The 25,533-nt window shown below is 70.7% G+C and carries 3 protein-coding genes; all 3 read right to left on the bottom strand.

What is annotated here, in order from left to right; genetic code table 11:
• Positions 1-59: 59 nt before the first annotated feature.
• The 3 genes from AS857_RS06070 to AS857_RS06080 are packed head-to-tail and all read right to left on the bottom strand — an operon-like array spanning position 60 to position 25,145.
• On the bottom strand, positions 60-293 hold the full coding sequence (locus tag AS857_RS06070; protein WP_058042039.1) for an MbtH family protein: 234 nt from the start codon (positions 291-293) through the stop codon (positions 60-62).
• Positions 274-9,288: a non-ribosomal peptide synthetase gene (locus tag AS857_RS06075; RefSeq protein ID WP_058042040.1), complete on the bottom strand. Its 9,015-nt coding sequence runs from the start codon at positions 9,286-9,288 to the stop codon at positions 274-276. The genes AS857_RS06070 and AS857_RS06075 overlap by 20 nt, the downstream gene beginning before the upstream one ends.
• Complete coding sequence (locus AS857_RS06080) at positions 9,285-25,145, bottom strand: non-ribosomal peptide synthetase (protein ID WP_160330192.1); 15,861 nt, start codon at positions 25,143-25,145, stop codon at positions 9,285-9,287. Before AS857_RS06080 ends, AS857_RS06075 begins: the two co-directional genes overlap by 4 nt.
• Positions 25,146-25,533 lie beyond the last annotated feature (388 nt).

Below are 25,533 nucleotides of genomic sequence, written 5' to 3' on the forward strand. Positions count from 1 at the left end.
GACGGAGCCGGGCCGCAGGGCGCGCTCGGCGCCGCCGGATGACCGACGATGGACAGGGATCAGGCGGCGGGGCCCTTCCGGGGCGCCGCGTTCATCGCCTCGACGAGGCTCCTGGGCCGCATGTCGGTCCAGTGCTGCTCCACGTACTCGAGGCAGGTCGCCCGGTCCTGGTCCTCCAGGGCGACGGACCACCCCTCGGGGACGGTCGCGAAGACCGGCCACAGCGAGTGCTGGCCCTCGTCGTTGACGAGCACGTGGAAACGCCCGTTGTCGTCATCGAATGGATTGGTCATGTCCTGTCCTTCCTCGCGTGCAACGTTGCAACGTTTCGCCTTCTCCTCCGGCCGTCGGTTCGGGAAAGAACCCCGTGCCGACGAAGTACTCGACGTACTTCGCGACCAGGTCGTCGCCGACGACGGGACACGTGATCCCTGAGCCCGCGAGACCGTGCTCCGTGTTGCACCGGTCGTAGCGCGGGCTGGCGACCCCGACCTGCAGCCCCTGTGCCAGCAGCGCGGCGGGGGCCAGCGAAGCCTTTCCGTCGGCGGCGCCGAGGAGTACGTGCTTCCACTCCTCGTAGGGCAGGCTCGCCACGTCGTAGCCGAGCCGCCGAAGGCAGTCGATCAACGCGTCGAAGCCCAGCGGCTCCGGATTGGTCACGTGAAAGACCTTGCCCTCCGACTCCGGCTGCCGGCCGAGGTGCACGATCGCCCTGGCCACATGGTCGACCGGCACGAGGTCGACATCGAACCGCATCCCTTCCCGTACGGTCCGGTCGGGCGCGGCACGCAACTCGATGACGGCCCGGACCATCGTCCACAGCGCGTCCCCCGTCGTACAGGCACCCGTGCCGGTGTGCCCGCTGACCCGGCTCGGCCGGTAGATGACGGTGGGGACACCCCGCTCCCGGGCTGCTCGCACCAGTTCCTCGGCCACCCACTTGGTGGCGACGTACCCGTTCGCCGCCACGGAATCCGGCGCAACGCGACGGCTTTCCCGGACGACGTCCGGAGTCCGGTCCCGCCCCACCGCGGCAGCCGAACTGGAAATGTAGTGCAGCGGTTTGACGCGCTCGGTGGCGGCCAGGCGTATGACTTCGCGGGTACCCAGGACGTTGGCGGCCTTCAGCCTTGCGTACGAGTCGACGATGTTCACCCGCGCGCCATTGTGGTAAATGACCTCGATCCGGTCCGCCAGCAGGGCGAACCGCTCCTCGGTCAGGCCCAGCAGCGGCTTCTCCAGGTCTCCTGCCACGGCGACGATGCGCCCGCGCAGGGCCTCGTCCCAGAGCCCGTACGCAGCCAGGCCGGCTCGCAGCCGCTCACCGGCCTCTTCGTCGTCCGCCGCTCGCACCGGACACCACACATGGGCTTCCGTCCGGTCCAGCAGCTCGCGGAGGAGGAAGGAGCCGAGGAACCCGGTGGCGCCGGTGAGGAGGATGTGCCGGGGAGCGCTGTTCACCCGGGGGTCGGCGGGCCGGCAGCCCTCGGCCGTGATCGCCGGATCGAGCACCGCTTCGGCGCGGAAGTCGATGCCGTCCGCCGGGTCGGTGCCGGAGCCGGAAGAGGGCTTCTCGGCGGCGTCGACGACCGCTGCCAGTCCGGCGACGGTGGGCGCCTCGAAAAGGGCCCGGACCGGCAGCTCGACGCCCCGTACCGAGCGGATCCGGTTGATCAGGCGGGTGGCGAGGAGCGAGTGCCCGCCCAGCGCGAAGAAGTCGTCGTCGATCCCCACCGACGGCAATCGCAGCACCTCGGCGAACAGGCCGGCCAGGACCTCCTCCCGGGAGTTCCTGGGGACCCCGCCGGCGGACGGCGCGCCCGTCTCAGGCGCCGGCAAGGCGTCCCGGTCCAGCTTCCCGTTGGGGGTCAGAGGCAGGGCGCCGAGCCCGATCACGACGGCAGGAACCATGTGATCCGGCAGAAGTGCCGCCAGGTGCCGACGCAGCTCGGAAGGCCGCACCTGCCGTCCCGGCCCGGGCACCACGTAAGCCACCAGGCGCGTGTCGCCCGGCCGGTCCTCCCTGGCCAGCACGGCGGCCTGACCGACGTCCTCGTGCCGGGCGAGGGCCGCCTCGATCTCGCCGGGCTCGATGCGGAACCCGCGGACCTTGACCTGCCGGTCCGCTCGGCCGATGTACTCCAGGTGCCCGGCGGCGTTCCATCGCACCAGGTCCCCGGTGCGGTACATCCGCGTCCCCGGGCCGCCGAACGGATCGGCCACGAACCGCCCGGCGGTCAACCCCGGGCGCTGCAGATAGCCACGAGCCAGTTGCGCGCCTGCCAGGTACAGCTCCCCGACCACGCCCGGTGGCGCCAGCCGCAGGCCGGAGTCCAGCACGTACACCCCGGTGTTGAGGACCGGTCGGCCGATCGGCGCCGCGGCCGGCCAGTCCGCTTCCTCTCCCGGCAGGGTGAACGCGGTCACCACGTGTGTCTCGGCCGGCCCGTAGTGGTTGTGCAACCGGCGCCGTACACCCCGGTGGAACCGGCGGACCGGCTCGCTCAACCGCAGCGCCTCACCGGCCTGCGCCACGTCCGTCAACGCGGGCAAGGGCTCTCCGCTCTCGGCAGCCGCCTCGCACAGCGCCTCGATCACCAGGCTCGGTGCGAACAGCTTGCCGACCTCGTGCCGCCGCAACCACGCCACGAAGGCCGCCGCGTCACGGCGGACGTCCTCGGGAGGAACCACCAGGCACGCGCCGGACACCAGCGTCGACAGGATCTCCTGGACCGACACGTCGAAGCTGATCGCGGTGAACTGGGCGACCCGTACGCCAGGCCCGGCCGGCACCGCCGCGGCATGCCAGGCCAGCAGGTTCCCCAGCGCGCCGCCCGGCATCATGACGCCCTTCGGGCGACCCGTTGAACCCGACGTGTAGATCACATAGGCCAGCTGATCCGGGGACAACGGCCCCGGCCGGTCCGCGTCGGTGAGGTCACGAGCGTCCTCCCGGTCGAGGTCGAGCCGGTCGACGAGTACGGAGGGCACCTCGCCCGGGTCCGGCAGGACCGCTGCAGTCGCGGCATCGGAGAGGACGCAGGCGGGCCGGGCATCGGCCAGCATGAACGCGATCCGCTCCGCCGGATACTCCGGATCCACGGGCAGATACACGCCGCCCGCCTTGAGTACCGCCAGCAGGCCGGTCACCATATGCACCGACCGGGGCAGCGCCACGGCCACCACCCGCTCAGGACCGACACCGCACCGGACCAGCACGCGAGCGAGCTGATTCGCCCGCGCATTCAGCTCCGCGTACGAGATCTCCACGCCTTCGTGCAGGACGGCGGCGGCCGCGGGCGACTGTTGCGCTTGAGCCTCGAACAGGGCGGGGAGCAAGCCGCTCGAATCGGGCTCCGCCGAGGGCCGTGCTCGGGCATTGCCGCGCTTCGGCAGGAGACGGAGCCGCTCCTCGGCAGTCAGTAGATCGACGTGCCCGATGGCCTGCCCGGGGTGCGTGACCACTGCCTCCAGCAGCAGCCGCAGCCGTGTCACGAGGGTCTCGGCCGCATCCCGCTCCACCGCATCCGGCCGGTACTGCAGGCGCAGCCGCAGACCGCGACCGGGAATCACGGCGAGGCTGAGGGGGTAGTGGGTTCCGTCGGCGGCTTCGATGTCCACCAGCCGCAAGGCAGGACCGGACTTCTCCAGCGCCCCGCTGTCGACCGGATAGCTCTCGAACACGGTGGTCGTGTCGAACAGCGTGCGCGCACCGGCCAGCTGCTGGATCTCGGCCAGGCCCAGATGCTGGTGCTCCAGCAGCGCCGACTGTTCTTCCTGGAGCCGGGTCAGCAGCTCCGCCCACGACTCGGATTCGTCCCAGCGCACGCGTACGGGCAAGGTGTTGATGAACAGACCCACCATGTCCTCGACACCGGCGACCTCCGGCGGGCGGCCGGAGACCGTGGCGCCGAAGACCACGTCGCGCCGGTCGAGCAGGCGCCCCAGCAGGACTCCCCAGACGCCCTGGACGACGGTGTTGGGCGTCAACTCGTGCCGGCGAGCCCAAGTCATCAATGCCGCGGTCAGCGTCTCCGACAGCTCACCCGTCACCTCGGCGGGCAGGACTGCTCCGCCGGCCGAGCCGGCCGTAGCCAGCAGCGTGGGCTCTTCCAGGCCGATCAGTGCTTCCTGCCAGGCTTTCTTGGCTGCGTCGTGGTCCTGTGCTGTGAGCCAGGTGAGGTAGTTGCGGTAGGGGATGGCGGGTGGGAGGGCGGTGTCGGCTCCGTCGTGGGTGTAGAGGGTGAAGAGTTCGCTCATGAGGATGGGGAGCGACCAGCCGTCGAGAAGCAGGTGGTGGTGGGTGAATACCAAGCGGTGTTGCGTGGGGCCGGTGCGGATGAGGGTGAAGCGGAGCAGTGGGGGGTGTGCAGGATCGAAGCGTCGGGCGCGGTCCTCGGCGAGCAGCCGGGCCAGCTCCTGCTCCTGATCGCTGTTGTCGCTCAGGTCCACCTCACGCCAGGGCAGCACCACCTCACGTGGAATCACCTGCACGGGGTGTTCCCCATCCTCCTGCCAGAAGCCCGCCCGTAGGTTCGCGTGCCGACGCAACAACGCCGCCGCCGCGGCCTGCAGCGCCGTCACGTCGAGCCGTCCTTGGAGACCGAGGATCAGCTGGACGGCGTAGACATCGGGTGCCTGTGCATCAAATGCCGTGTGGAAGAGCAGGCCCTCCTGCAGCGGCGACAGCGGCAGGATCTCCTCAAGGCCCGCCCCCTCCGCCCGGGACTCGACGAGACGATCGAGCCGGCTCTGTGTCAGCGAGACGAGCGGGAGGTCCGACGGCGTCCAGCCGCCCGCTCCGGGTCGGCGGGTGTGGGTGATGAGTGCGTCCAGTGCCCGGGACCACAGGTCCGAGAGTTCATGGACGTCCGTCTCGGACAGAGCCTGTCCGTTCCATGTCCAGGAGGCCACGAGCTCGGGTCCCTGGGCGCCGTCCCTGGCGAGGACGTTGACGTCGAGGTGGTGCGCCGGCCCCGGCAGGTCGGTGCCGGCCGGGTCGAAGAGGGCGTCGGCTTCCTCCGCTACGGTCCACCGCCCGGTGTCCGCCGTGGAGATGCGTCCCAGGTAGTTGAATCCCACCTGTGGAGTGGCCAGGTGTGACAGCCGTTTCCGCGTGTCCGGGTTGAGGTGGCGGGCGAGCCCGTATCCGATGCCGTGGTCCGGGACCGCCCGAAGCTGTTCCTTGACTGCTTTGAGTGCCTGACCGGCGGCTTGTTTCCCGGCCAGCACCTGGCCGAGGTCGATGCCATGGAGGTCGACCCGTACGGGGAACAGGCTGGTGAACCAGCCCACCGTGCGCGACGCGTCCACACCGGGAACGAACTCGTCCCGGCCGTGTGCCTCCAGGTCGACCAGCAGCTCCGCCCCCGGCCTTCCTCGCTGCTGATGCCGGGCCAGCACCGCTACTGCCAGAGCCGTCAACAGGACGTCGTTGACGTTGGAGTGGAAGGCAACCGGCACGTCCGCCAGCAACGATGCTGCTCGTGCCGGAGGAATCGTCATGACGAAGGACCGCGTCGTGTCGTTCTCCTGGGGCGGCCGACTGGCCAGCATTGCGCTCGGACCGTCGAGAACCTGTTCCCACCATGCAGCCTCGGCGACGCGCTTCGGCTCCTGAGCCTGTTCCACGAGCAGCTCGGCCCACCGGCGGAACGACGTCGGTACGGGAGCCAGGTCCACGACGCGGTCCGCTGCGATCGCTGCGGCGGCGGAAGCCAGGTCCGGCAGCAGAATGCGCCAGGACACTCCGTCCACCACCAAGTGGTGCAGTACCAACAGCAGCCGGCCCGGACGAGCGGACCCGGCATCGAACCACACCACCTGGATCATCGCCCCGTCGCCGGGAGCCAACCGCCGCACCGCGGCAGCGCCATCTGCAGCGATCGCCGCGCGCAGGCCCGTCCTGTCAAGCCCTGTCACGTCCGCACGGCGGATGCAGGAGCTCGCCGTGATCGTGGCACGTGGGGCGATCTCCAGCTGCCACTCGCTGTCCGGATGCCTGATCAGCCTCATCCGCAGCACGTCGTGGTGATCCAGTACGGCCTGCACCGCCGCGGTGAGGCGAGCCATGCCGAGATCAGCGGGAACAGTCAGGAGCACCGTCTGGTGGAACTGATCGAGCGAACCCCCGCGTTCCCGCAGCCGGTGCATGATCGGCGTCAGCGGCAGTCGGCCGATGCCGGCATCGGGCCCTTCACTGACGAGCTCGCTCTTCCCGTCCGCCGCAGCAGCCACGGCCAGGGCCAGAGCCGCAGGAGTCTTCTGCATGAACACGTCGCGGAGGGAGAAGACCAGGCCTGCGGCCCGGGCCTTGGACACGAGCTGGATGGACATGATGCTGTCGCCGCCCAGCTCGAAGAAGTTGTCCTCGGCGCCCACCTCGGGGGCGTCCAGCACTTGGGCGAAGAGGCCGCAGAGGAGTTCTTCCTGGGGCGTGCGCGGAGCACGCGTGGCCGGCGCTGCACCGGCCACGGGTGCGGGCAATGCCGCCCGGTCCAGCTTTCCGTTCGGCAGCAAGGGCAGCTCGTCGAGGAGTACGAACACCGCGGGGACCATGTAGTCCGGCAGCGCGCTCCGCACAAAGCCCCGCAACGCTGCGACATCCACGGTGGCCCCGGGCACCGGCACCACATACGCTACGAGGCGCTTCCCGGAGGGCTTGTGCTCCTCGGCGACGACGACCGCGCGCGCTACGTCGGGGTGACGGCAGAGGGCGGCTTCGATCTCACCCGGTTCGATCCGGTAGCCGCGGACCTTCACCTGGTCGTCGGCACGGCCCGTAAAGACCAGTTCGCCTTCGGGGCTCCAGCGGACCAGGTCCCCGGTGCGGTACATCCGCGAGCCGGCCGGGCCGAACGGATCCGCCACGAACCGCCCAGCCGTCATACCGGGGCGATTCACATACGCCCGCGCCATCCCCGCCCCGGCCACGTACAGCTCGCCCACCACACCCGGCGGTACCAACCGCAGGCCACCGTCCAGCACATACACCCGCGTATTCCCGATCGGGCGGCCGATGGGCACGCCTCCCGGCGGCAGGGCGGCACCGGGGGCGATCCGGTACTGGGCACAGCTGACCGTGGTCTCGGTCGGACCGTAGACGTTGAACACCGTCACCGACGGATGCCGGCGACGCCACTCCGCAAGCGGCTCGCCCAGCAGCGCCTCACCGGCGAGCAGCAGTTCCTCGGTGGGGGAGAACTCCTCGGGCAAGGCGTTGAGCAGGGCCAGATGGCTCGGCGTGCCCTTGAAGAACGTGGGCCGGGCCCCCACCAGTCCCTCTCGGGGAAGCGAGCCCTCCTCGAGCGCTGCGAGGTGAATGCAGCCGCCGACCAGCAGAGGTACGAAGAGGGCCGTCACAGTCATGTCGAAGGCCGCCGAGGAGTGCAGGAGCACTGTTCCGCGCGCACTCGGATAGGCCTCGCGGGCCCAGACCAGATAGTCCGTCAGCGACCGGTGCTCCACCGCAACGCCCTTGGGGACGCCGGTGGATCCGGAGGTGTGGATGACATAGGCCGGGTTGGCCGGCGAAAGCGGGGCGACACGGTCGGCGTCGCCGGGATCCGCGTCCGGGTACCGGCTCATGTCGTCGGTCATTCCAGCGGCGTCCAGGACCACCGCAGGTCGAATGTCACCGAGCACGAGCGCCAGACGTTCGGACGGGTACGCCGGATCCACCGGCAGATATGCCGCCCCCGCCTTGAGCACACCGAGCAGTGCCACCAGAAGCTCGACCGAACGCGGCAGCACCACCGCCACGACGTCCTCCGGTCCGACTCCCCGCGCGATCAAGTGGTGAGCGAGCCGATTCGCCCGGGCGTTGAGCTCCGCATACGACAGAGCCGTGTCCTCGAAACGCACGGCCGGACGCTCGGGCGTACGGGCCGCCTGCTCCTGAAACAACTCCGGCAGGCTCGCCGACGGTACGGGGTGCGCCGTGTCGTTCCACTCCACCAGCAGCCGATGGCGTTCCCCGGCGGTCAGGATGTCGCTCTGCCCGACGAGGCGCCCGGGATCGGCGACGACGGATTCCAGGAGCAGGCGGAGCCGCGCCGCAATCGCCTCGACCGCGTCCCGTTCCACCAGATCCGGCCGGTATTTCAGGCGCAGGTGCAGACTGCGCCCGGGGATCACCGCGAGGCTGAGCGGGTAGTGGGTGCCGTCGCTCGCGTCGACGTTCCGTACCCGCAGACCGGAGCCGAGCTTCTCCAGAGCCGAGGCATCCATGGGGTAGTTCTCGAAAACGGTCGTGGTGTCGAACAGCTCCCGCATCCCCATCAGCTGCTGGATCCCGGTCAGCCCCAGATGCCGGTGCTCCATCAGGCCCGACTGCTCGTCCTGCAACCGGGCCAGCATGTCCGCCCACGACTCGGTCCGACCCCATCGCACCCGGACCGGCACCGTGTTGATGAACAGCCCCACCATGTGCTCGACATCCGCAACCTCCGGCCCACGACCGGAGACGACACCGCCGAAGACCACGTCGTTCCGGCCGAGCAGACGCCCCAGCAGGACTCCCCAGACGCCCTGGACCACGGTGTTGAGCGTCAGCCCGCGGCCGCGCGCCATCATCGCCAACGCCGACGTCGACTCTTCCGGCAGTGCGACGCGCAGCACTTCCGGAGCCACCGAGGAGTGGTCGTTGCGATGGGTCACGGCAAGCAGCGTGGGCTCTTCCACGCCGGTCAGCGCTTCCTGCCAGGCTTTCTCGGCTGCGTCGCGGTCCTGGGCTGCGAGCCAGGTGAGGTAGTTGCGGTAGGGGACGGGGGGTGGGAGTGCGGTGTCGGCTCCCTTGTGGGCGTAGAGGGTGAAGAGTTCACTCATGAGGATGGGGAGTGACCAGCCGTCGAGGAGAAGGTGGTGGTGGGTGAACACCAAGCGGTGTTGTTCGGGGCCGGTGCGGATGAGGGTGAAGCGGAGCAGTGGGGGGCGTGCAGGGTCGAAGCGTCGGGCGCGGTCCTCGGCGAGCAGCCGGGCCAGCTCCTGCTCCTGATCGCTGCTGTCGCTCAGGTCCACATCACGCCAGGGCAGCACCACCTCACGCGGGATCACCTGCACCGGACGGCCTTCCCCGCGCTGGAGAAAGGCAGCCCGCAGGTTCGCGTGCCGGCGGAGCAGCCCTTCGGCAGCCGCACGCAGAACACCGGTATCCAGTGCACCTTCGAGGTCGAGGGCCACTTGAACCGCGTACGTATCAGGCGTGCGGGCATCGTAGACCGCGTGAAAGAGCAGCCCCTCCTGCAGCGGCGAGAGCGGAAGGACGTCCTGAAGACCCGGCTTCCTCATTCCTGTACTCCCCACTCCGCTTCCAGCGCGTCGATCTCGGCCTGGTCCAGCGAAACCAGCGGGAGGTCCGAGGGCGTCCAGCCGCCGGCTCCGGGCCGGCCGGCGTGGGTGATGAAGGCGTCCAGCGCCTGAGACCACAGGTCCGTGAGCTCGTGCAGATCCTTCTCCGACAGCGCCTGCTCGTTCCACGTCCAGGAGACCACCAGCTCGGGCCCCTCGGCACGGTCCGTGGCGAGGGCATTGACTTCGAGGTGATGGACCGGCGGCAGCGTGGCGTCATCCGGGTCGAAGAGGGCGTCGGCTTCCTCGGCCACGCCCCACTCACCGGTGTCCGCCGCGGAGAATCGTCCCAGGTAGTTGAATCCCACCTGTGGAGCGGCCAGGTGTGACAGCCGTTTCCGCGTGTCCGGGTTGAGGTGGCGGGCGAGCCCGTATCCGATGCCGTGGTCCGGGACCGCCCGAAGCTGCTCCTTGACTGCTTTGAGTGCCTGACCGGCGGCTTGTTCCCCGGCCAGCACCTGATCGAGGTCGATGCCGTGCAGGTCGACCCGTACGGGGAACAGGCTGGTGAACCAGCCCACCGTGCGCGACGCGTCCACACCGGGAACGAACTCGTCCCGGCCATGCCCTTCCACATCGACCAGCAGCTCCGCCCCGGCCTTTCCGCGGCGCTGATGCCAGACCAGGACCGCGACGGCCAGAGCCGTCAACAGGACGTCGTTGACGTTGGAGTGGAACGCAACCGGCACATCAGACAGCAAGGACACTGCGCGTCCCGGAGGAACCGTGACCACCAAGGACCGCGTGGACCGCTCCTGCGTACGCAGCCGACCGGCCGGCAGCACACCCGGATCATGGAGGACCTGTTCCCACCACGCCGCCTCGGCGACGCGCTTCGGCTCCTGAGCCTGCTCCACGAGCAGCTCGGCCCACCGGCGGAACGACGTCGGTACGGGAGCCAGGTCCACGACGCGGTCCGCTGCGATCGCTGCGGCGGCGGAAGCCAGGTCCGGCAGCAGAATGCGCCAGGACACTCCGTCCACCACCAAGTGGTGGAGCACCAACAGCAGCCGGCCCGGGCGGGCAGGTCCGGCATCGAACCACACCGCCTGCACCATCACCCCGTCGCCGGGCCGCAGCCGACCGCGCGCTTGACGGGCCTCGTCCGCGACCGACCCACCGGCCAGTGCGCGCTCGTCCTGATCACTGACGTCGACCCACCGGATCAGGTCCGCTGCGATCACACAGCCACGAGGGCTGCTGTACAGCGACCACTCACCGTCGGCCGACCGTTCCAAGCGACTCCGCAGGGCATCGTGGTGATCGATGACGGCTTGCACGGCGCCGGTCAGCTGCTGCCCGGTCAGGCCCGGGGGAGTGGCCAGCAGAACCATCTGGCCGAACCGGTCGAGAGCGAGCCCCTGCTGCTCCTGCTCCCGCAGCCAGTGCATGATCGGTGTGGCCGGTATCCGGCCGACACCGAGATCCGAAGGGTGTCCGTGCTCCTCGCTCGCGGCGACGACGCCCGCGAGCCCGGCAGGGGTCTGGTGCCGGAAGACGTCCTTGGTGCTCATGGCCAGCCCGGCGGCACGGGCCCTGGAGACGAGCTGGATGGACATGATGCTGTCGCCGCCCAGCTCGAAGAAGTTGTCCTCGGCGCCCACCTCGGAGGCGTCCAGCACTTGGGCGAAGAGGTTGCAGAGCAGTTCTTCCCGGGACGTGCGCGGGGCCCGGCTCCTCGGCACCGCGGAGAGGCCGGGTGCCGGCAACGCTGCCCGGTTCAGTTTCCCGTTCGGCAGCAGGGGCAGCTCGTCGAGGAGTACGAACACCGCGGGGACCATGTAGTCCGGCAGCGCGCTCCGCACAAAGCCCCGCAAGGCTGCGACGTCCACGGTGGCCCCGGTCACCGGCACCACATACGCTACGAGGCGCTTCCCGGAAGGCTCGTGCTCCTGGGCGACGACGACGGCCCGCAGCAGATCGGGGTGGCGGGAGAGGACGGTCTCGATCTCGCCGAGCTCGATCCGGTAGCCGCGGACCTTCACCTGGTCGTCGGCCCGGCCGAGGAAGGCCAGCTCGCCTTCGGGGGTCCAGCGGACCAGGTCCCCGGTGCGGTACATCCGCGAGCCTGCCGGGCCGAACGGATCCGCCACGAACCGCTCAGCCGTCAGTCCGGGGCGATTCACGTATCCCCTCGCCACCCCGGCCCCGGCCAGATACAGCTCGCCCACCACGCCCGGAGGCACCAGCCGCAGACCGCCGTCCAGCACGTACGCCCGCACATTGGAGATCGGAGCGCCGATCAGCGGTGTGGCGTCCGGGTCGTCGCCCGCGTACCAGGCCGTCGCGTAGACGGTGGCCTCCGTGGGGCCGTAGATGTTCGCGACGCGGCAGCCCGGGAGGGCCGTGCGGACGTCACGAACGGCGCGGGCCGGGAGTGCTTCGCCCGCCAGGACCACCGTATCGGCCGTGATCTTCACGTCGTTGGCGAGGAGCTGCGACAAGGCCGACGGCACCGTGCTGACCAAGCTGCCGGCCCAGCCGCGGTCCCCGGGGCGCTCGGTCAGGGCAAGCACGTCGCGCACGATCTCGATGGTTCCGCCGGACGTCAGCGGCCCGAACATCTCGAAGACGGAGACGTCGAAGCTCAGCGACGTCGAGGCGAGCACCCGGGACAGCTGCCCGGAGCCGAACTCCGTCACGGCCCAGCGCACCAGGTTCCCGGCACTGCGGTGGGAGACCACCGTTCCCTTCGGCCGGCCGGTGGAGCCCGAGGTGTAGATGACGTACGCCGGATGGTCCGCACCGGCCCTGTCGCCGTCCGCCCGGCGTTCCGCCTCACATTCCGCAGTGCCGAGGTCCCCCGTTGCCCGGCGGCCGATGTCCGCGCTCGTCGCGGGCAGGTCGACCACGATCAGCGGTGTCTCCGTCCGGGGCAGGCCGTCGGCGGCCGCACGCGTCGTCAGCCACATCACAGGGCGGGCATCGGACAGCATGAACGTGATCCGGTCGGCCGGGTATCCCGGATCCACGGGGAGGTAGGCGGCTCCGGCCTTGAGCACCCCCAGCAGGGCCACCATCATCTCGGCCGAGCGGGGCACGGCGAGGCCGATCAGGGCTTCCGGTCCCGCCCCCCGGCCGACGAGATACCGAGCCAGCTGGTTGGCCCGGGCGTTGAGCTCTGCGTAGGACAGTTCGACGTCCTGGAACACCACCGCCGTCGCGTCCGGTGTCCGGGCCGCCTGAGCCTCGAACAGCTCGGGGAGCGTGGTGGCGGGGACGTCCCGGTCGGTGGCGTTCCACTCCACCAGCAGCCGGTGCCGCTCCTCCGCGGTCAGCACGTCGACCCGGTCCAGCGGCTGCTCGGGATGCGCGGTGACCGCCTCCAGCAGCAGGCGCAGCCGCGTCACCATCGGCTCGATCGTGCACCGGTCGAACAGGTCGGTGCTGTAGTCGATGCTGCCTTCGAGGCCGTCCGGGCGGCCGTCGCCCGACCTGGTTTCCCGTACGTTGATGGTCAGGTCCAGCTTGGCGACGCCGGCCTCGACGGGCTCGAGGGCGCAGTCGAGCCCGGCGAGCTCGGGGCCGGCCTCCGGGGTGTTCTGGAAGGCCAGCATCACCTGGAACAGCGGGTGGCGGGCGAGCGACCGGTCCGGATTGAGCAGCTCCACCAGCCGTTCGAACGGCACGTCCTGATGGGCGTACGCAGCCAGGTCGGTCTCCCGGACCCGCTCCAGCAGCGTCCGGAAGCTCGGGTTGCCGGAGGTGTCGGTGCGCAGCACCAGCGTGTTGACGAAGAAGCCGACCAACTCGTCCAGCGCCTCGTCCGTGCGACCGGCGATCGGGCTGCCGAGGGGGATGTCCGTTCCCGCGCCCAGGCGCGTCAGCAGGGCGGCGACCGCGGCTTGCAGCACCATGAACAGGCTGACCTGGTTGCCGTGAGCGAGGGAGACCAGGGCGCGGTGCAGCTCCGGCTCGATCCGGAACGCGACCGACTCCCCGCGGTAGCCGGCGACGGCGGGCCGAGGGCGATCGGTGGGCAGACCGAGCTGGTCGGGCAGCCCGTCCAGGGCGCTGCGCCAGTAGGCCAGCTGCCGGGAGATCAGGCTGTCCGGGTCGTTCTCGCTGCCGAGCACGTCCTGCTGCCAGAGCGTGTAGTCGGTGTACTGCACCGGCAGCGGCGGCCAGGACGGCGCCTCGCCCTGAGAGCGCGCGGCGTATGCCACGCCGAGGTCACGCGCCAGCGGCGCCAGCGACCAGCCGTCGGCCGCGATGTGGTGCACCACGAGCGCCAGCACATGGTCCCGAGCGCCCAGGGTGAAGAGCCAGGCCCGGACCGGCAGCTCCGCGGCGAGGTCGAAGGGGTGGCGGGCCGCCGCCCTCAGGACCGCGGCCAGGTCCGCCTCGCCGGTCCGCACGACTTCGAGGACGGGACGCGGCAGGGTGGCGACGACATGCTGCCGCGGCACGCCCTGTGCCTCCGGGAACACCGTTCGCAGGCTCTCATGCCGGTGGAGGACGTCGCCCAGAGCCGCCTCCAGGACGTCCGCGTCCGCTGCGCCGGACAGGCGCACGAACAGAGGGAGGTTGTACGTCGGGCTCGGGCCTTCCAGCTGGTTGAGGAACCACAGCCGACGCTGCGCGAAGGACAGCGGGACTTCCTCCGGCCGTGCCGTCGCGCGCAACGGGACGCGTGTGCGCGAGTGCCCGGAGAGCTGCTCGGCGAGGCCCGCGACGGTGGGGGCGTCGAAGAGCGCGCGGACGGACAGCTCGACACCCCATGCCGAGCGGATCCGGCTGATCAGACGGGTGGCGAGGAGCGAGTGTCCGCCCAGCTCGAAGAAGTCGTCCTCGGCGCCGACTTCGGGTACGTCGAGCACCTGGGCGAAAAGGCTGCAGAGGAGTTCTTCCTGGGGCGTGCGCGGAGCACGCGAAGTCGGCGCTGCACCGGCCCCGGGGGCCGGCAACGCTGCCCGGTCCAGCTTTCCGTTCGGCAGCAAGGGCAGCTCGTCCAGGAGGACGAACACGGCCGGGATCATGTAGTCCGGCAGTGCTGTACGCCCGGCGAAGTCCCGCAAGCCTGCGAAGTCCACGGTGGACCCGGCCACCGGTACCACGTACGCCACGAGGCGCTTGCCCGAGGGCTGCCGATCCTGGGCGACGACGACCGCCTGCACGAGTTCGGGGTGGTGGGAGAGGGCGGCTTCGATCTCGCCGAGCTCGATCCGGTAGCCGCGGACCTTCACCTGGTCGTCGGCCCGGCCGAGGAAGGCCAGCTCGCCTTCGGGGGTCCAGCGGACCAGGTCCCCGGTGCGGTACATCCGCGAGCCGGCCGGGCCGAACGGATCCGCCACGAACCGCTCAGCCGTCATACCGGGGCGGTTCACGTACCCCCGTGCCACCCCGGCTCCGGCTACGTACAACTCACCCACCACACCCGGCGGAACCAGCCGCAGACCGCCGTCCAGCACGTACACCCGCGCATGGGGGATCGGGGCACCGATCGGCGCCGCCGACGGCCACTCCGAGGTGCGCTCCGGCAGGTGGTACGCGGTCGCGACATGCGTTTCAGTGGGACCGTAGTGGTTGTGCAGCAGCCGGGTGCCCTCGCTGAAGAACTGACGCACTGCATCCGTCAGGGCCAGTGCTTCCCCGGCCTGCGCGATGTGCCGCAGCGCCGGAAGCCGCCGACCCTGCTCGACCGCTGCCGTGCACACCGCGTCCACGACCAGGTTCGGGGCGAACAACTCACTGATCTCGTGCTGCTCCAGCCAGCGGACGAGCTCATCGGCGTCACGGCGGACCTCGTCGGTGGTGACCACCAGTGTGCGACCGGACGTCAGAGCCCCGAGGATCTCCTGCACCGATACGTCGAAGCTGATCGTCGTGAACTGTGCCGTACGACCTTCCTCGCCCTTGCTTTCACCCTCGCCTGCGCCTTCGCCGGTCGGCATGGCCGTCTTCTGCCAGGCCAGCAGGTTCACCAGCCCATGACACGGCATGCCGACGCCCTTGGGCCTGCCGGTGGAACCCGACGTGTAGATCACGTAGGCCAGGTGGTGCGGCGAGAGGGGGCGGATCCGGTCGGCGTCGGACAGGTCGGCGTCGGGCAAGCCGTCGACGACAGCCCTGGTGTCCTGTTGGTCGAGCATCATGCGCGGCACGGTCCCCGCAGAACCACCAGCCGCCGCAGAACCGACAGCCCCCGCCGGACCTCCGGCCTTCACCTTGGAGGCCGTCAGTACCAGCGCCGCCTCGGCGTCGTCCAGGATGAAGGAGATGCGCTCGGCCGGGTGTTCCGGATCGAGCGGCAGGTATGCCGCTCCCGCCTTGAGCACCGCGAGGACGGCCACCAGCAGCTCGACCGACCTGGGCAGGAGGAGGGCGACGACCTGCTCGGGGCCGATCCCCCGCCGGACCAGCTCCCGCGCCAGCCGGTTGGCCCGTGCGTTGAGTTCCGCATAGGACACCGCGGTGTCCCGGAAGATCACGGCAGCCTTTCCCGGCGTGCGGGCGACCTGCGCCTGCAGCAGTTCCGGCAGGCTGCTCGCCGGCGGCGGCACCGCTTGTTCCCTGCTGTTCCACTCCACCAGCAGCCGGTGCCGTTCCCCGGCGGTCAGCACGTCGGCCTGCCCGATGGGCCGTCCGGGGTCGGCGGCCACCGCCTCGAACAGCCGGTTGAGGCGTGCCGCGATCTCCTCGGCCGCGTCCGGCGTGAACAGATCCGGCCGGTAGCCGAGCGAGAACCGCAGGCTCCTGCCCGGGAACGCGATGAGGGTCAGCGGGTAGTGCGTGGCGTCGTGGGCGGTCAGACCCGTCACCTGCACGTCCGCCAGGGCCGCCTGGACGGCGTCCGTGTCGAGGGGATAGTTCTCGAACACCGTGGTGGTGTCGAACAGCTCGCGCATCCCCGTCACGTGCTGGATCTCCGCCAGCCCCAGATGCTGGTGCTCCAGCAGCTTCGACTGTTCGTCCTGGAGCCGCGCCAGCATGTCCGACCACGACTCGGACGCGCCCCAGCGCACGCGTACGGGCAGGGTGTTGATGAACAGCCCCACCATGTCCTCGACGCCCGGGATCTCCGGAGTACGACCCGAGACGGTGGCTCCGAAGACCACGTCGTGCCGGTTCAGCGCGCGCCCCAGCAGGGCTCCCCAGACTCCCTGGACCACGGTGTTGAGCGTCAGTCCGTGACCACGCGCCACACCCGCCAGCGCCGAGGTCAGCTCCTCCGGCAGCTCCCACACCACCTCCTCGGGCGGCGTCACCGTACCGCCGGCACCGGCCGGGGCCAGCAACGTCGGCTCCTCCACCCCCGCCAGCGCCTCCCGCCAGGCTTCCCCGGCCGCGCCCCGGTCCTGTCCCGCCAGCCAGGCCAGGTAGTTCCGGTACGGCACGACGGGCGGCAGGCCGGCGTCGTTCCCGCGCCGCGAGTACAGAGCGAACAGCTCTTGGACGAGGTTCGGCAGCGACCACCCGTCGATCAGGAGGTGGTGGCTCAGGAACACCAGGGAATGCTGCTCGGGAGCGCGCCGGATCAGCGTGAAGCGCAACAAAGGTGGGCGCGCCGGATCGAAACGCCGGGCCCGGTCCTCGTCCACCAGCCGAGCCAGCTCCTCCTCCTGCTTCTCCTCCTGCTCCTGGCCGTCGCCGCTGCTGCTCAGGTCCACCTCACGCCACGGCAACTCCACCTCGTGCGGGATCACCTGCAGGGGCTGACCGGCATCCTGTTGCAGGAACCCCGCCCGCAGATTCGGGTGCCGGCGCAGCAGCGCCGCCACCGCCGCCCGCAGCGCTTCGGCGTCGAGACGCCCCTGGAGGTCGAAGACCAGCTGAACGGTGTACACGTCCGGTGTCTGCTGATCGAACAGCGTGTGGAAGAGCAAGCCCTCTTGAAGGGGCGAGAGCGGGAGAACCTCCTGCAGCGCCGACGGGCCGTCACCCCAGGCCTCCGCCAGCCGGTCGCGCTGGTCCGGCGTCAGCGAGAGCAGCGGCGGACCGGGCTCGGCGTCCACTCCGTTCTCGTCGACGGCAACCGCGGCCAGAGCTGCTGCCGTCTGGTGCAGGAACACGTCGCGAGGGCTGATGACCAGGCCCGCTTCGCGTGCCCGGGACACCAGCTGAATGGAGACGATGCTGTCCCCGCCCAGTGCGAAGAAGCCGTCCTCGGCACCGACCTCGGCCACGCCCAGCAGCTCGGCGAAGAGGCCGGACAGGATCCTCTCCCGGGGCGTACGCGGCGGCCGTCCTCCGGGGGCTGGAGTGACATGGGGTGCGGGGAGGGCCGCGCGGTCCAGCTTTCCGTTGGGCAGCAAGGGCAGCTCGTCCAGCACCACGAAGGCAGCCGGGACCATGTGGTCCGGCAGCAGGCCCTGCACGTGTTCTCGCAGCCCCGCGGCATCCACTTCCCGCAGTCCTGTGCCGGCTGCGGCGGCACCGGCGGCGGGCGCGGCAGGCACCACGTACGCCACGAGCCACTGCCCCGACGGGCCGTCCTCCCTGAGCGTCACTGCGGCGCGGGCCACGCCGGGGTGGCGTGCCAGCGCCGCCTCGATCTCGCCGGGTTCGATGCGGAAGCCCCGGACCTTCACCTGGTCGTCCGCCCGGCCCAGGAACTCCAGCGTTCCGTCCGGACGGCGGCGTGCCAGGTCTCCCGTGCGGTACATGCGCGAGCCCGGCGGGCCGAAAGGATCGGGCACGAACCGCAGGGCCGTCATTCCGGGCCGGTTCACGTACCCGCGGGCCAGCCCCCGTCCAGCCAGGTACAGCTCGCCCACGACGCCCTGCGGTGCGAGCTGCAGGGCGTCGTCCAGCACGTGGACGCGCGTGTTCGAGATCGGCGTACCGATCGACACGGGTCCGGTGAAGTCCCGAGGGCATGCCCAGGCCGTGACGTCGACGGCGGCCTCGGTCGGCCCGTAGAGGTTGTACAGCCGCGCGTCCGACGTGCTTTGGAACCGTGTGATCAGTTCGGCCGGCAGTGCTTCGCCGCTGCAGAACACCTGGCGCAGCGTCCGGCAGTCCTTCGCCGCCGGTGTTTCCAGGAAGGCGTGCAGCATCGACGGTACGAAATGGACCGTGGTCACCTGTTCGGTGCGGATCAGGCCGGCGAGGTGGGCGGGGTCCTTGTGGCCCTCGGGCTTCGCGACGACCAGCGTCGCGCCCTCGATCAGGGGCCAGAAGAACTCCCAGACGGAGACGTCGAAGGTGAAGGGCGTCTTCTGCAGGACGCGGTCGGTGGCGTCGAGGCGGTATTCGTCCTGCATCCAGTGGAGGCGGTTCACGATCGCGGTGTGCGGGACCGCAACGCCCTTCGGCCGGCCCGTGGAACCGGAGGTGTAGATGACGTAGGCCGGGTGGAGCGGGGTGAGCCGGTCCGTCCGGTCGGGGTCGGTGCTCGGGCAGGTGTCCAGGGCGCCGGCCGCGTCGAGCTCGTCCAGCACCGTCCGGGGCGTGTGCGGCGGCAGTACGGGCCCGCCCTCGGCGGTGGTCAGTACGGTCACCGGCCGCGCGTCGTCGAGCATGAACGCGGTCCGCTCGGCGGGCTGGGCCGGATCGAGGGGGAGGTAGGCCGCGCCGGTCTTGAGCACCGCCAGCAGCGCCACGACCAGCTCCGCCGAACGCGGCAGGGAAACGGCCACGACGCGTTCGGGGCCGGCACCCCGCGCGATCAGGAAGTGCGCGAGCCGGTTCGCCCGGGCGTTGAGCTCGTGGTAGGTCAGCTCGGCGTGGGCAGACCCGGTGCGGTTCGGCTCAGTGCGGTCAGGCCCGGCGCGGTCAGGCCCGGCGTCCTCGGACACCACGGCGGGGGCCCCGGGGCTGAGCGCGGCCCGTGCCTCGAACAGCGTGGGCAGATCGGACTCCGGTACGGGCCGTGCGGTTTCGTTCCACTTCACCAGCAGGTGCTCGCGCTCCTCCTGGCCGAGGATGTCGATCCGGCCGATCGGCTGGTCGGGGTCGGCCACGACGGCTTCCAGCAGCCGCCGGTACCTGCTGATCAGGGTCCGTACGGAGGCGGCGTCGAACAGGTCGGTGCTGTACTCGACGAGGCCGTCCATGCCGCCGGCGGCACCGCTCCCGGCCTCCCGGCGCTCGGTGAGCTCGACGGTGAGGTCGAACTTGGTGGTGCCGGTCCGCACGCCCTCGGCCTCGGCCCGCAGGCCCGGCAGGTCCAGGTCGGGCTCGGAGGTGTTGTGGAAGGCCAGCGCGACCTGGAACAGCGGGTGATAGGCCAGCGAACGAGCGGGCCGGAGGTCCTCCACCAGTCGTTCGAACGGCAGGTCCTGGTGGGCGTAGGCGGCCAGGTCGGTCTCCCGGACCTGCTCCAGCAGCGTCCGGAAGCTCGGGTTGCCGGAGGTGTCGGTGCGCAGCACCAGCGTGTTGACGAAGAAGCCGACGAGGTCGTCCAGACTCTCGTCCGTGCGCCCGGCGATCGGGGAGCCGATCGGTATGTCCGTGCCCGCGCCCAGCCGGGTGAGCAGGGCCGCCAGCGCCGCCTGGGCGACCATGAACACGCTCGCCCGGTGCTGCTTCGCGAGGTCGACGAGTCCCCGGTGCAGCTCCGCACTCAGCGTGAAGGTCCGGTCGGCGCCTCGGTGGCCGGCCACTGCCGGGCGCGGGCGGTCGCCGGGCAGCTCCAGGTGGTCGGGGAGGCCCGCGAGGGCGTTCCGCCAGTACGCGAGCTGCTGCGCCGCCAGGCTTCCCTCGCCCCCTTCCGTCCCCTCCCCGCCCTCTTGTGCGCCCCCTTCGTCGCCGAGCAGCTCGCGCTGCCAGAGCGTGTAGTCGGCGTACTGGACCGGCAGCGGCGACCACGCGGGATCGGTGCCCGTGACCCGCGCGCGGTAGGCGGTGCCCAGGTCCCTGGCCAACGGCGCCAGCGACCACCCGTCACCCGCGATGTGGTGCAGTACGAGCACCAGCACGTGTTCCCGCGGGCCGCGGGTGAACAGCGAGGCGCGCAACGGCTGCTCGGTGGCCAGGTCGAACTCGTACCGGACCGCCTCGGCCACCTTCTCCGCCAGCTTCGCCTCGTCGGCCGCCCCGGCCTCGGAGACCTCCAGCACCGGAGAGGCGTCCGCCGCGTCGAGGACGAGCTGGCGCGGCCGCCCGGAGTCCTCGGGGAACGTGGTGCGCAGGCTCTCGTGCCGGCCGACCACGTCGGCCAGCGCCGCCGCGAGCGCGTCGTGGTCCACGACGCCCGACAGGCGGACCGCCAGCGGAACGTTGTACGTCGCGCCGGGGCCCTCCAGCCGGTGCAGGAACCACAGCCGGCGCTGGGCGAAGGACAGCGGGATCTCTTCCGGGCGGGCCACCGGGCGCAGCGCCGGCCGGGCCGGACGCGTCGTGCCGAGCCGCTCGGCGAGGCCCGCGACGGTCGGCGCCTCGAAGAGCAGGCGGACCGGGAGCTCGATGCCCAGCTCCGACCTGACCCTGCCGGCCAGCCGGGTGGCCAGCAGGGAATGCCCGCCGAGGTCGAAGAAGCTGTCGTCGACGCCGACGGCGGACAGGCCGAGGACGTCCGCGAACAGTCCGCACAGGCGCTCCTCCTGGGCGGTGCGCGGTGCGCGGCCGGTCGACGCCGCGCCGAAGTCCGGTGCAGGCAGGGCCGCGCGGTCGAGCTTGCCGTTGGTGGTCAGCGGCAGGCCGTCGAGCATGACGACGGCGGCCGGTTGCATGTAGTCCGGGAGCCGGTCCCGCAGGTACGAGCGCAGGGCGGTGACCAGGGCGGCGGACCGCCGGCCGGCGTCGGGGTCGTTGGTGTAGGCCGAGAGTTCCCTGTGCTCGGTGGTGGTGGGCACGTACGTGTCCACGGGCGTCGCCGACGTGGCGTGTTCGGCGTCGAGGAAGACGACGTCGAGGGTGCCGTGGCTGTCTGTGCCCGACCACGTCACGGCGACCCAGTAGCCGAGTTCTGCACCGAGTTCGTGGAAGGCTTCGGGGTCGGGGTCGGGGCAGGGGACGGGGCCGGGGTGGGCGTCGGGGCCCTTCCCCTCGGCATCGGCGAGTTGATGCAGGGGCACGTCGATCTCGCTGCCGTCGTCCAGCAGGCGCATCGCGGCGAGTTCACCGGACAGGCGGGCGTTGGGGACTCCCACGAGCCGCAGCCGGCCGGGGCGCCGGGCGGACAGATGCTCGCGCAGTTCCTGCAGCCCCCGTTGCCCGTCGACGTCCTGTCCCCAGTGCAGGCGGGGCGCCTCGCTCAGCGTGTGGGGAGCCTTGGGCTGTTTGTGGAGTACGACGTCATAGCGGTGCCGGGTCAGCTCGTTGTGGTGCCGGCCGCGTTTGACGCGCAGATCGACGCCGTCGACACCGGCGACCGCGTGCTGCAGTGCCGTGAAGAACTCCGGGGCGACGAGCAGTTCCTTGTCCCGCGCCACGTTCTGCTCCACCGCTCGGCGGACGCGGGCCGCATCCTTCGAGGGGTCGGGGGAGTGCAGTTGAACGGCGGTGTGGAAGCACCGCTGGAGGCGAAGGTTGCGGACGTCGCCGACGAACACGGCCCCGCCGGGGACCACCAGTTCCGTCGCCTTCCGCAGCACCTCGACCAGATAGCGGGAGCTGGGGAAGTACTGCACGACCGAATTGATGATCACGGTGTCGAAGAAACCGGCCGGCAGGCCGTCGAAGACATGCGCCGGCTGGTGCCGCAGCGTCACCCGCCCGGCCGGCCCGGGGTCACGGTCGACCTGTGCCCGTAGCGCCTCGATGGCCGAGGCGGAGAAGTCGGTCGCCCAGTACTCCTCGCACTGCGGGGCCACCGGTCCCAGGAGCAGCCCGGTGCCGACGCCGATCTCCAGCACCCTGCGGGGCCGTAGCGACAGGATGCGCTCGATCGTGGCGGCACGCCATTCCTGCATCTCGGCCAGCGGAATGGGCTGACCGTCGTAGCTGCTGTTCCACCCCGCGAAGTTCGACCCGGCCTGGTGCGCGGCGGCGTCCTCGTAGAGCGAGTCGTAGATCGACTCCCATTCGCCGACCTGCTGTGCTTCGGCATGTGCGCCGGCCTTCGCGTCGGCCTTTGCCGCGGCCTGCGTGTCGGTCCGTGTCTCGGTTCGTGTCTCCGCCGGCTCCTCGCTCGCTTCCTCGCTCGCAGGTCCGGCCGCCTTCACCGGCACCGCGTAGGCGACGAGACGGGTGTCCCCCGGCCGGTGCTCATGGGCGACGACGGCGGCCTGGGCGAGGCCGGGGTGCTCGGACAGCACGGCTTCGACCTCACCCGGCTCGATCCGGAATCCTCGGATCTTCACCTGGTCGTCGGCCCGGCCCAGGAAATCGAGGGACCCGTCGGAACGCCTCCGCACGAGATCGCCCGTGCGGTACATGCGGGACGCGGCCGGGCCGAAGGGGTCGGCGACGAACCGCTCGGCGGTCGGGCCCGGCCGGCCGGAGTAGCCGCGCGCCAGCCCGGCCCCCGCGATGTAGAGCTCACCCGCCACGCCGACCGGAAGTTGTTGCAGGCCGCTGTCGAGCACGTACAGCCGCATGCCGTCCATGGCGCGGCCGATGGGCACGCTGCGGGGCACGCGGTCCGGAGCCCGCATCACGTGGTGCGCGGCGAAGGTGGTGGTCTCGGTGGGGCCGTAACCGTTGACGACCGCGGTCCGCGGGCAGTGATCCAGCACCCGCTGGACCGCTGTGGCCGGGACGACGTCGCCTCCCGTCCACACCGCCCGCACGCCGGCGAAGCTGCCGGGGCACTCCTCCGCCATGACCTGGAAGAGGCCCGAGGTCAGCCACAGGCCCGTGATGCCCCCGCCGGAGACGAGGCGCGCGAGAACCCGGGTGTCGAGCTCACCCGGCGGCGCCACGACGACCTGGCCGCCGTTGAGCAGAGGAACCCACAGCTCGTACGTCGACGCGTCGAAAGCCTGCGGGGAATGCAGCAGCACCCGCTCGTGGTCGCCGCCGCTCCAGCACCGGTCGGATGCCAGGCTCAGCACGTCCCGGTGGGTCACGGCCACGCCCTTTGCCGCACCGAGCGACCCGGAGGTGTACATGATGTACGCCAGCTGCTCAGGGTGGCCGTCCACGGCGGGATCGCCGTCGTTCTCGTCGGCGAGGGGCTGTTCCGCGTCCACGACGATGACCTGGGCGGCACCGTGCGGGAATTCCTGGCCCTGGGCGGTCTGTGCGGCCCGGTCGATGAGCAGTACCCGGGCGTCGGTCCCGGCCATGACGGCCTGTTTCCGCGCGGCCGGGTGGCTGTGGTGCAGCGGCACATAGACGCCGCCCGCTTTCAGCACCGCCAGGATGGACACCACCAGGTCGACGGAGCGCTGGAGCAGGAAGGCCACCCGGGTTTCGGATCCCACCCCCATGCCGATCAGCCGGTGTGCCAGCCGGTTGGCCCGCGCGTCCAATTCCCGGTAGGTCAGCTCTTCGCCGTCCGAGCGGACGGCGATCGCCTGCGGCGTACGGGCCGCCTGCTCGGCGAACCGGCGTTGAACGGTGCTGGTGCTGGTGCTGGTGCTGGTGCTCGTGCTCGTGCTGCCGGCTGCGGGTGTCGTGTCCGCAGTGTCGTTCCATGCTGCGAGCAGACGGTGCTCCTGCGGCGAGAGGAGTTCCATCGCGCCGACCGGCCGATCGGCATCGGCTTCCAGGATGCGCAGGAAGCGTCGGTGGTGGGCTGCGAGTCCATCGTCTTCGTACAGTGCGGGGTTGGCGTCGAAGTCGATCCGCGGTCCTTGTTCCTTCGCCCGCTGGTAGACGGTGATCGAGAGGTCTTCGACCTGGCCGGCCGAAAGGGTGTGGGACGTCGCACGGGAGTCGCCGAAGCGGAGGTCGTAGTCGAAGGGCATGATGTTGACGACCGGCCCGAAGAGTTTCCGGTCGTCGCGGAACAGGCCCAGGTCCCGGCGCAGGTCCTCGTACCGGTAGCGCTGGTGCCGGAGTACGGAGAAGACCTCGTGCGACGCCTGCCGGACGAGGTCGGAGAAGACCGTTTCCGGTCGCACCGACAGCCGCAGCGGCAGTACGTTCGACACCATTCCCGGTATTTCCTGGGAGCGCGTCGTGTCGCGGCCGGTGACACCGAGGCCGACCGTCACGTCCTGCGCGCCTGTCATGCGGTGCAGATAGGCCGCCGTGGCGGCGACGACGACCGAAGGCCAGGTCGTCCGGGCGCCACGGGCCACTGTCCGCAGGCGTTCCATGCCGGAGAGGGGCAGCTGAGCCGTCACCCGCCGCACGCTGTGGGACGTCGCGGCAGACCGTCCGGCGAGGCTCGCCGGCTCCGGCAGGTCGGCGAAACGCCCGGTCCAGTACGCACGGTCCTGGGTGAACTGTTCGGAGGCGCGGTAAGAGCGTTCCTCGTCCAGGAGGAGACGCAAGGGGCCGAAGGTCTCCTCGTCGACCGGCAGGCCGCGCGACATCGAGGTGTAGATGTCGCAGATCCGCCGGATGACGAGCGCCGCCGAGAAGCCGTCCATGACGATGTGGTGGACGCGCTGGTACCAGAAGAACCTGTCCGGCGCCGCTTTGAACAGGGCACACGTGAAGAGCGGGACGGATGCGAGGTCGAGCGGCCGCGCCAGGTCGGCTTCCATCCACGTCAGGGCGGCCCGGCGCGGATCCGGATCCGCGCTGACGTCGATGAGCGGTACGGCCAGGTCGGCCAGCGGGGTGACGGACTGCCAGGGCTGCCCGCCGGTGTCGGTGACGAAACGGACCCGGAGCGCTTCTGCTTCCGTGAAGGCCCGCCGGCACGATTCCTCAAGCAGGCGGGCGTCCACCGGGCCGTGGATTTCCAGGTATTCCCCGAGAATGTAGGTCGGGTTCTCCGGGGCCAACTGCTGGGCGTACCAGATGCCGGACTGGGCAGCCGACAAAGGAAGACGGGCGTCCCGAGAATCGAACATGCTCTCCCCGTAGAGTCCAGCGGCCGACGCAGCCGGCAGCAGCAGGCGTGATGGGCATGAATCACCCACGATGAAGGGGGGTGAGGGGTGAGGAGTGAGAAGCCTGCAGACTACCGGCGGTGATCGGTTGATCATTTTCAGGTCCAGGTCGATCCGCCGATTGTTGAGGGTGTGACGAGGGTGTGTCAATGGACCAACATCAGCCAACGTCCGCAGCCTGAAGTCGCCCTGAGATGGCCGTCGATGGCCGGGAATGCGGCCGTCCTTGCGCCCGGTTCGTCGGCAACCTGAAGCGACTCCCGGTGGCAGGAAGTGGCAGGAAGTCGTCAGCCCCGGCCCCGCGGGGGCCGACCGTTCACTCGCCATTCAGACCGGTGCCCGCGGCCAT

Source organism: Streptomyces roseifaciens, assembly GCF_001445655.1.
Classification (GTDB): Bacteria; Actinomycetota; Actinomycetes; order Streptomycetales; family Streptomycetaceae; genus Streptomyces; species Streptomyces aureoversilis.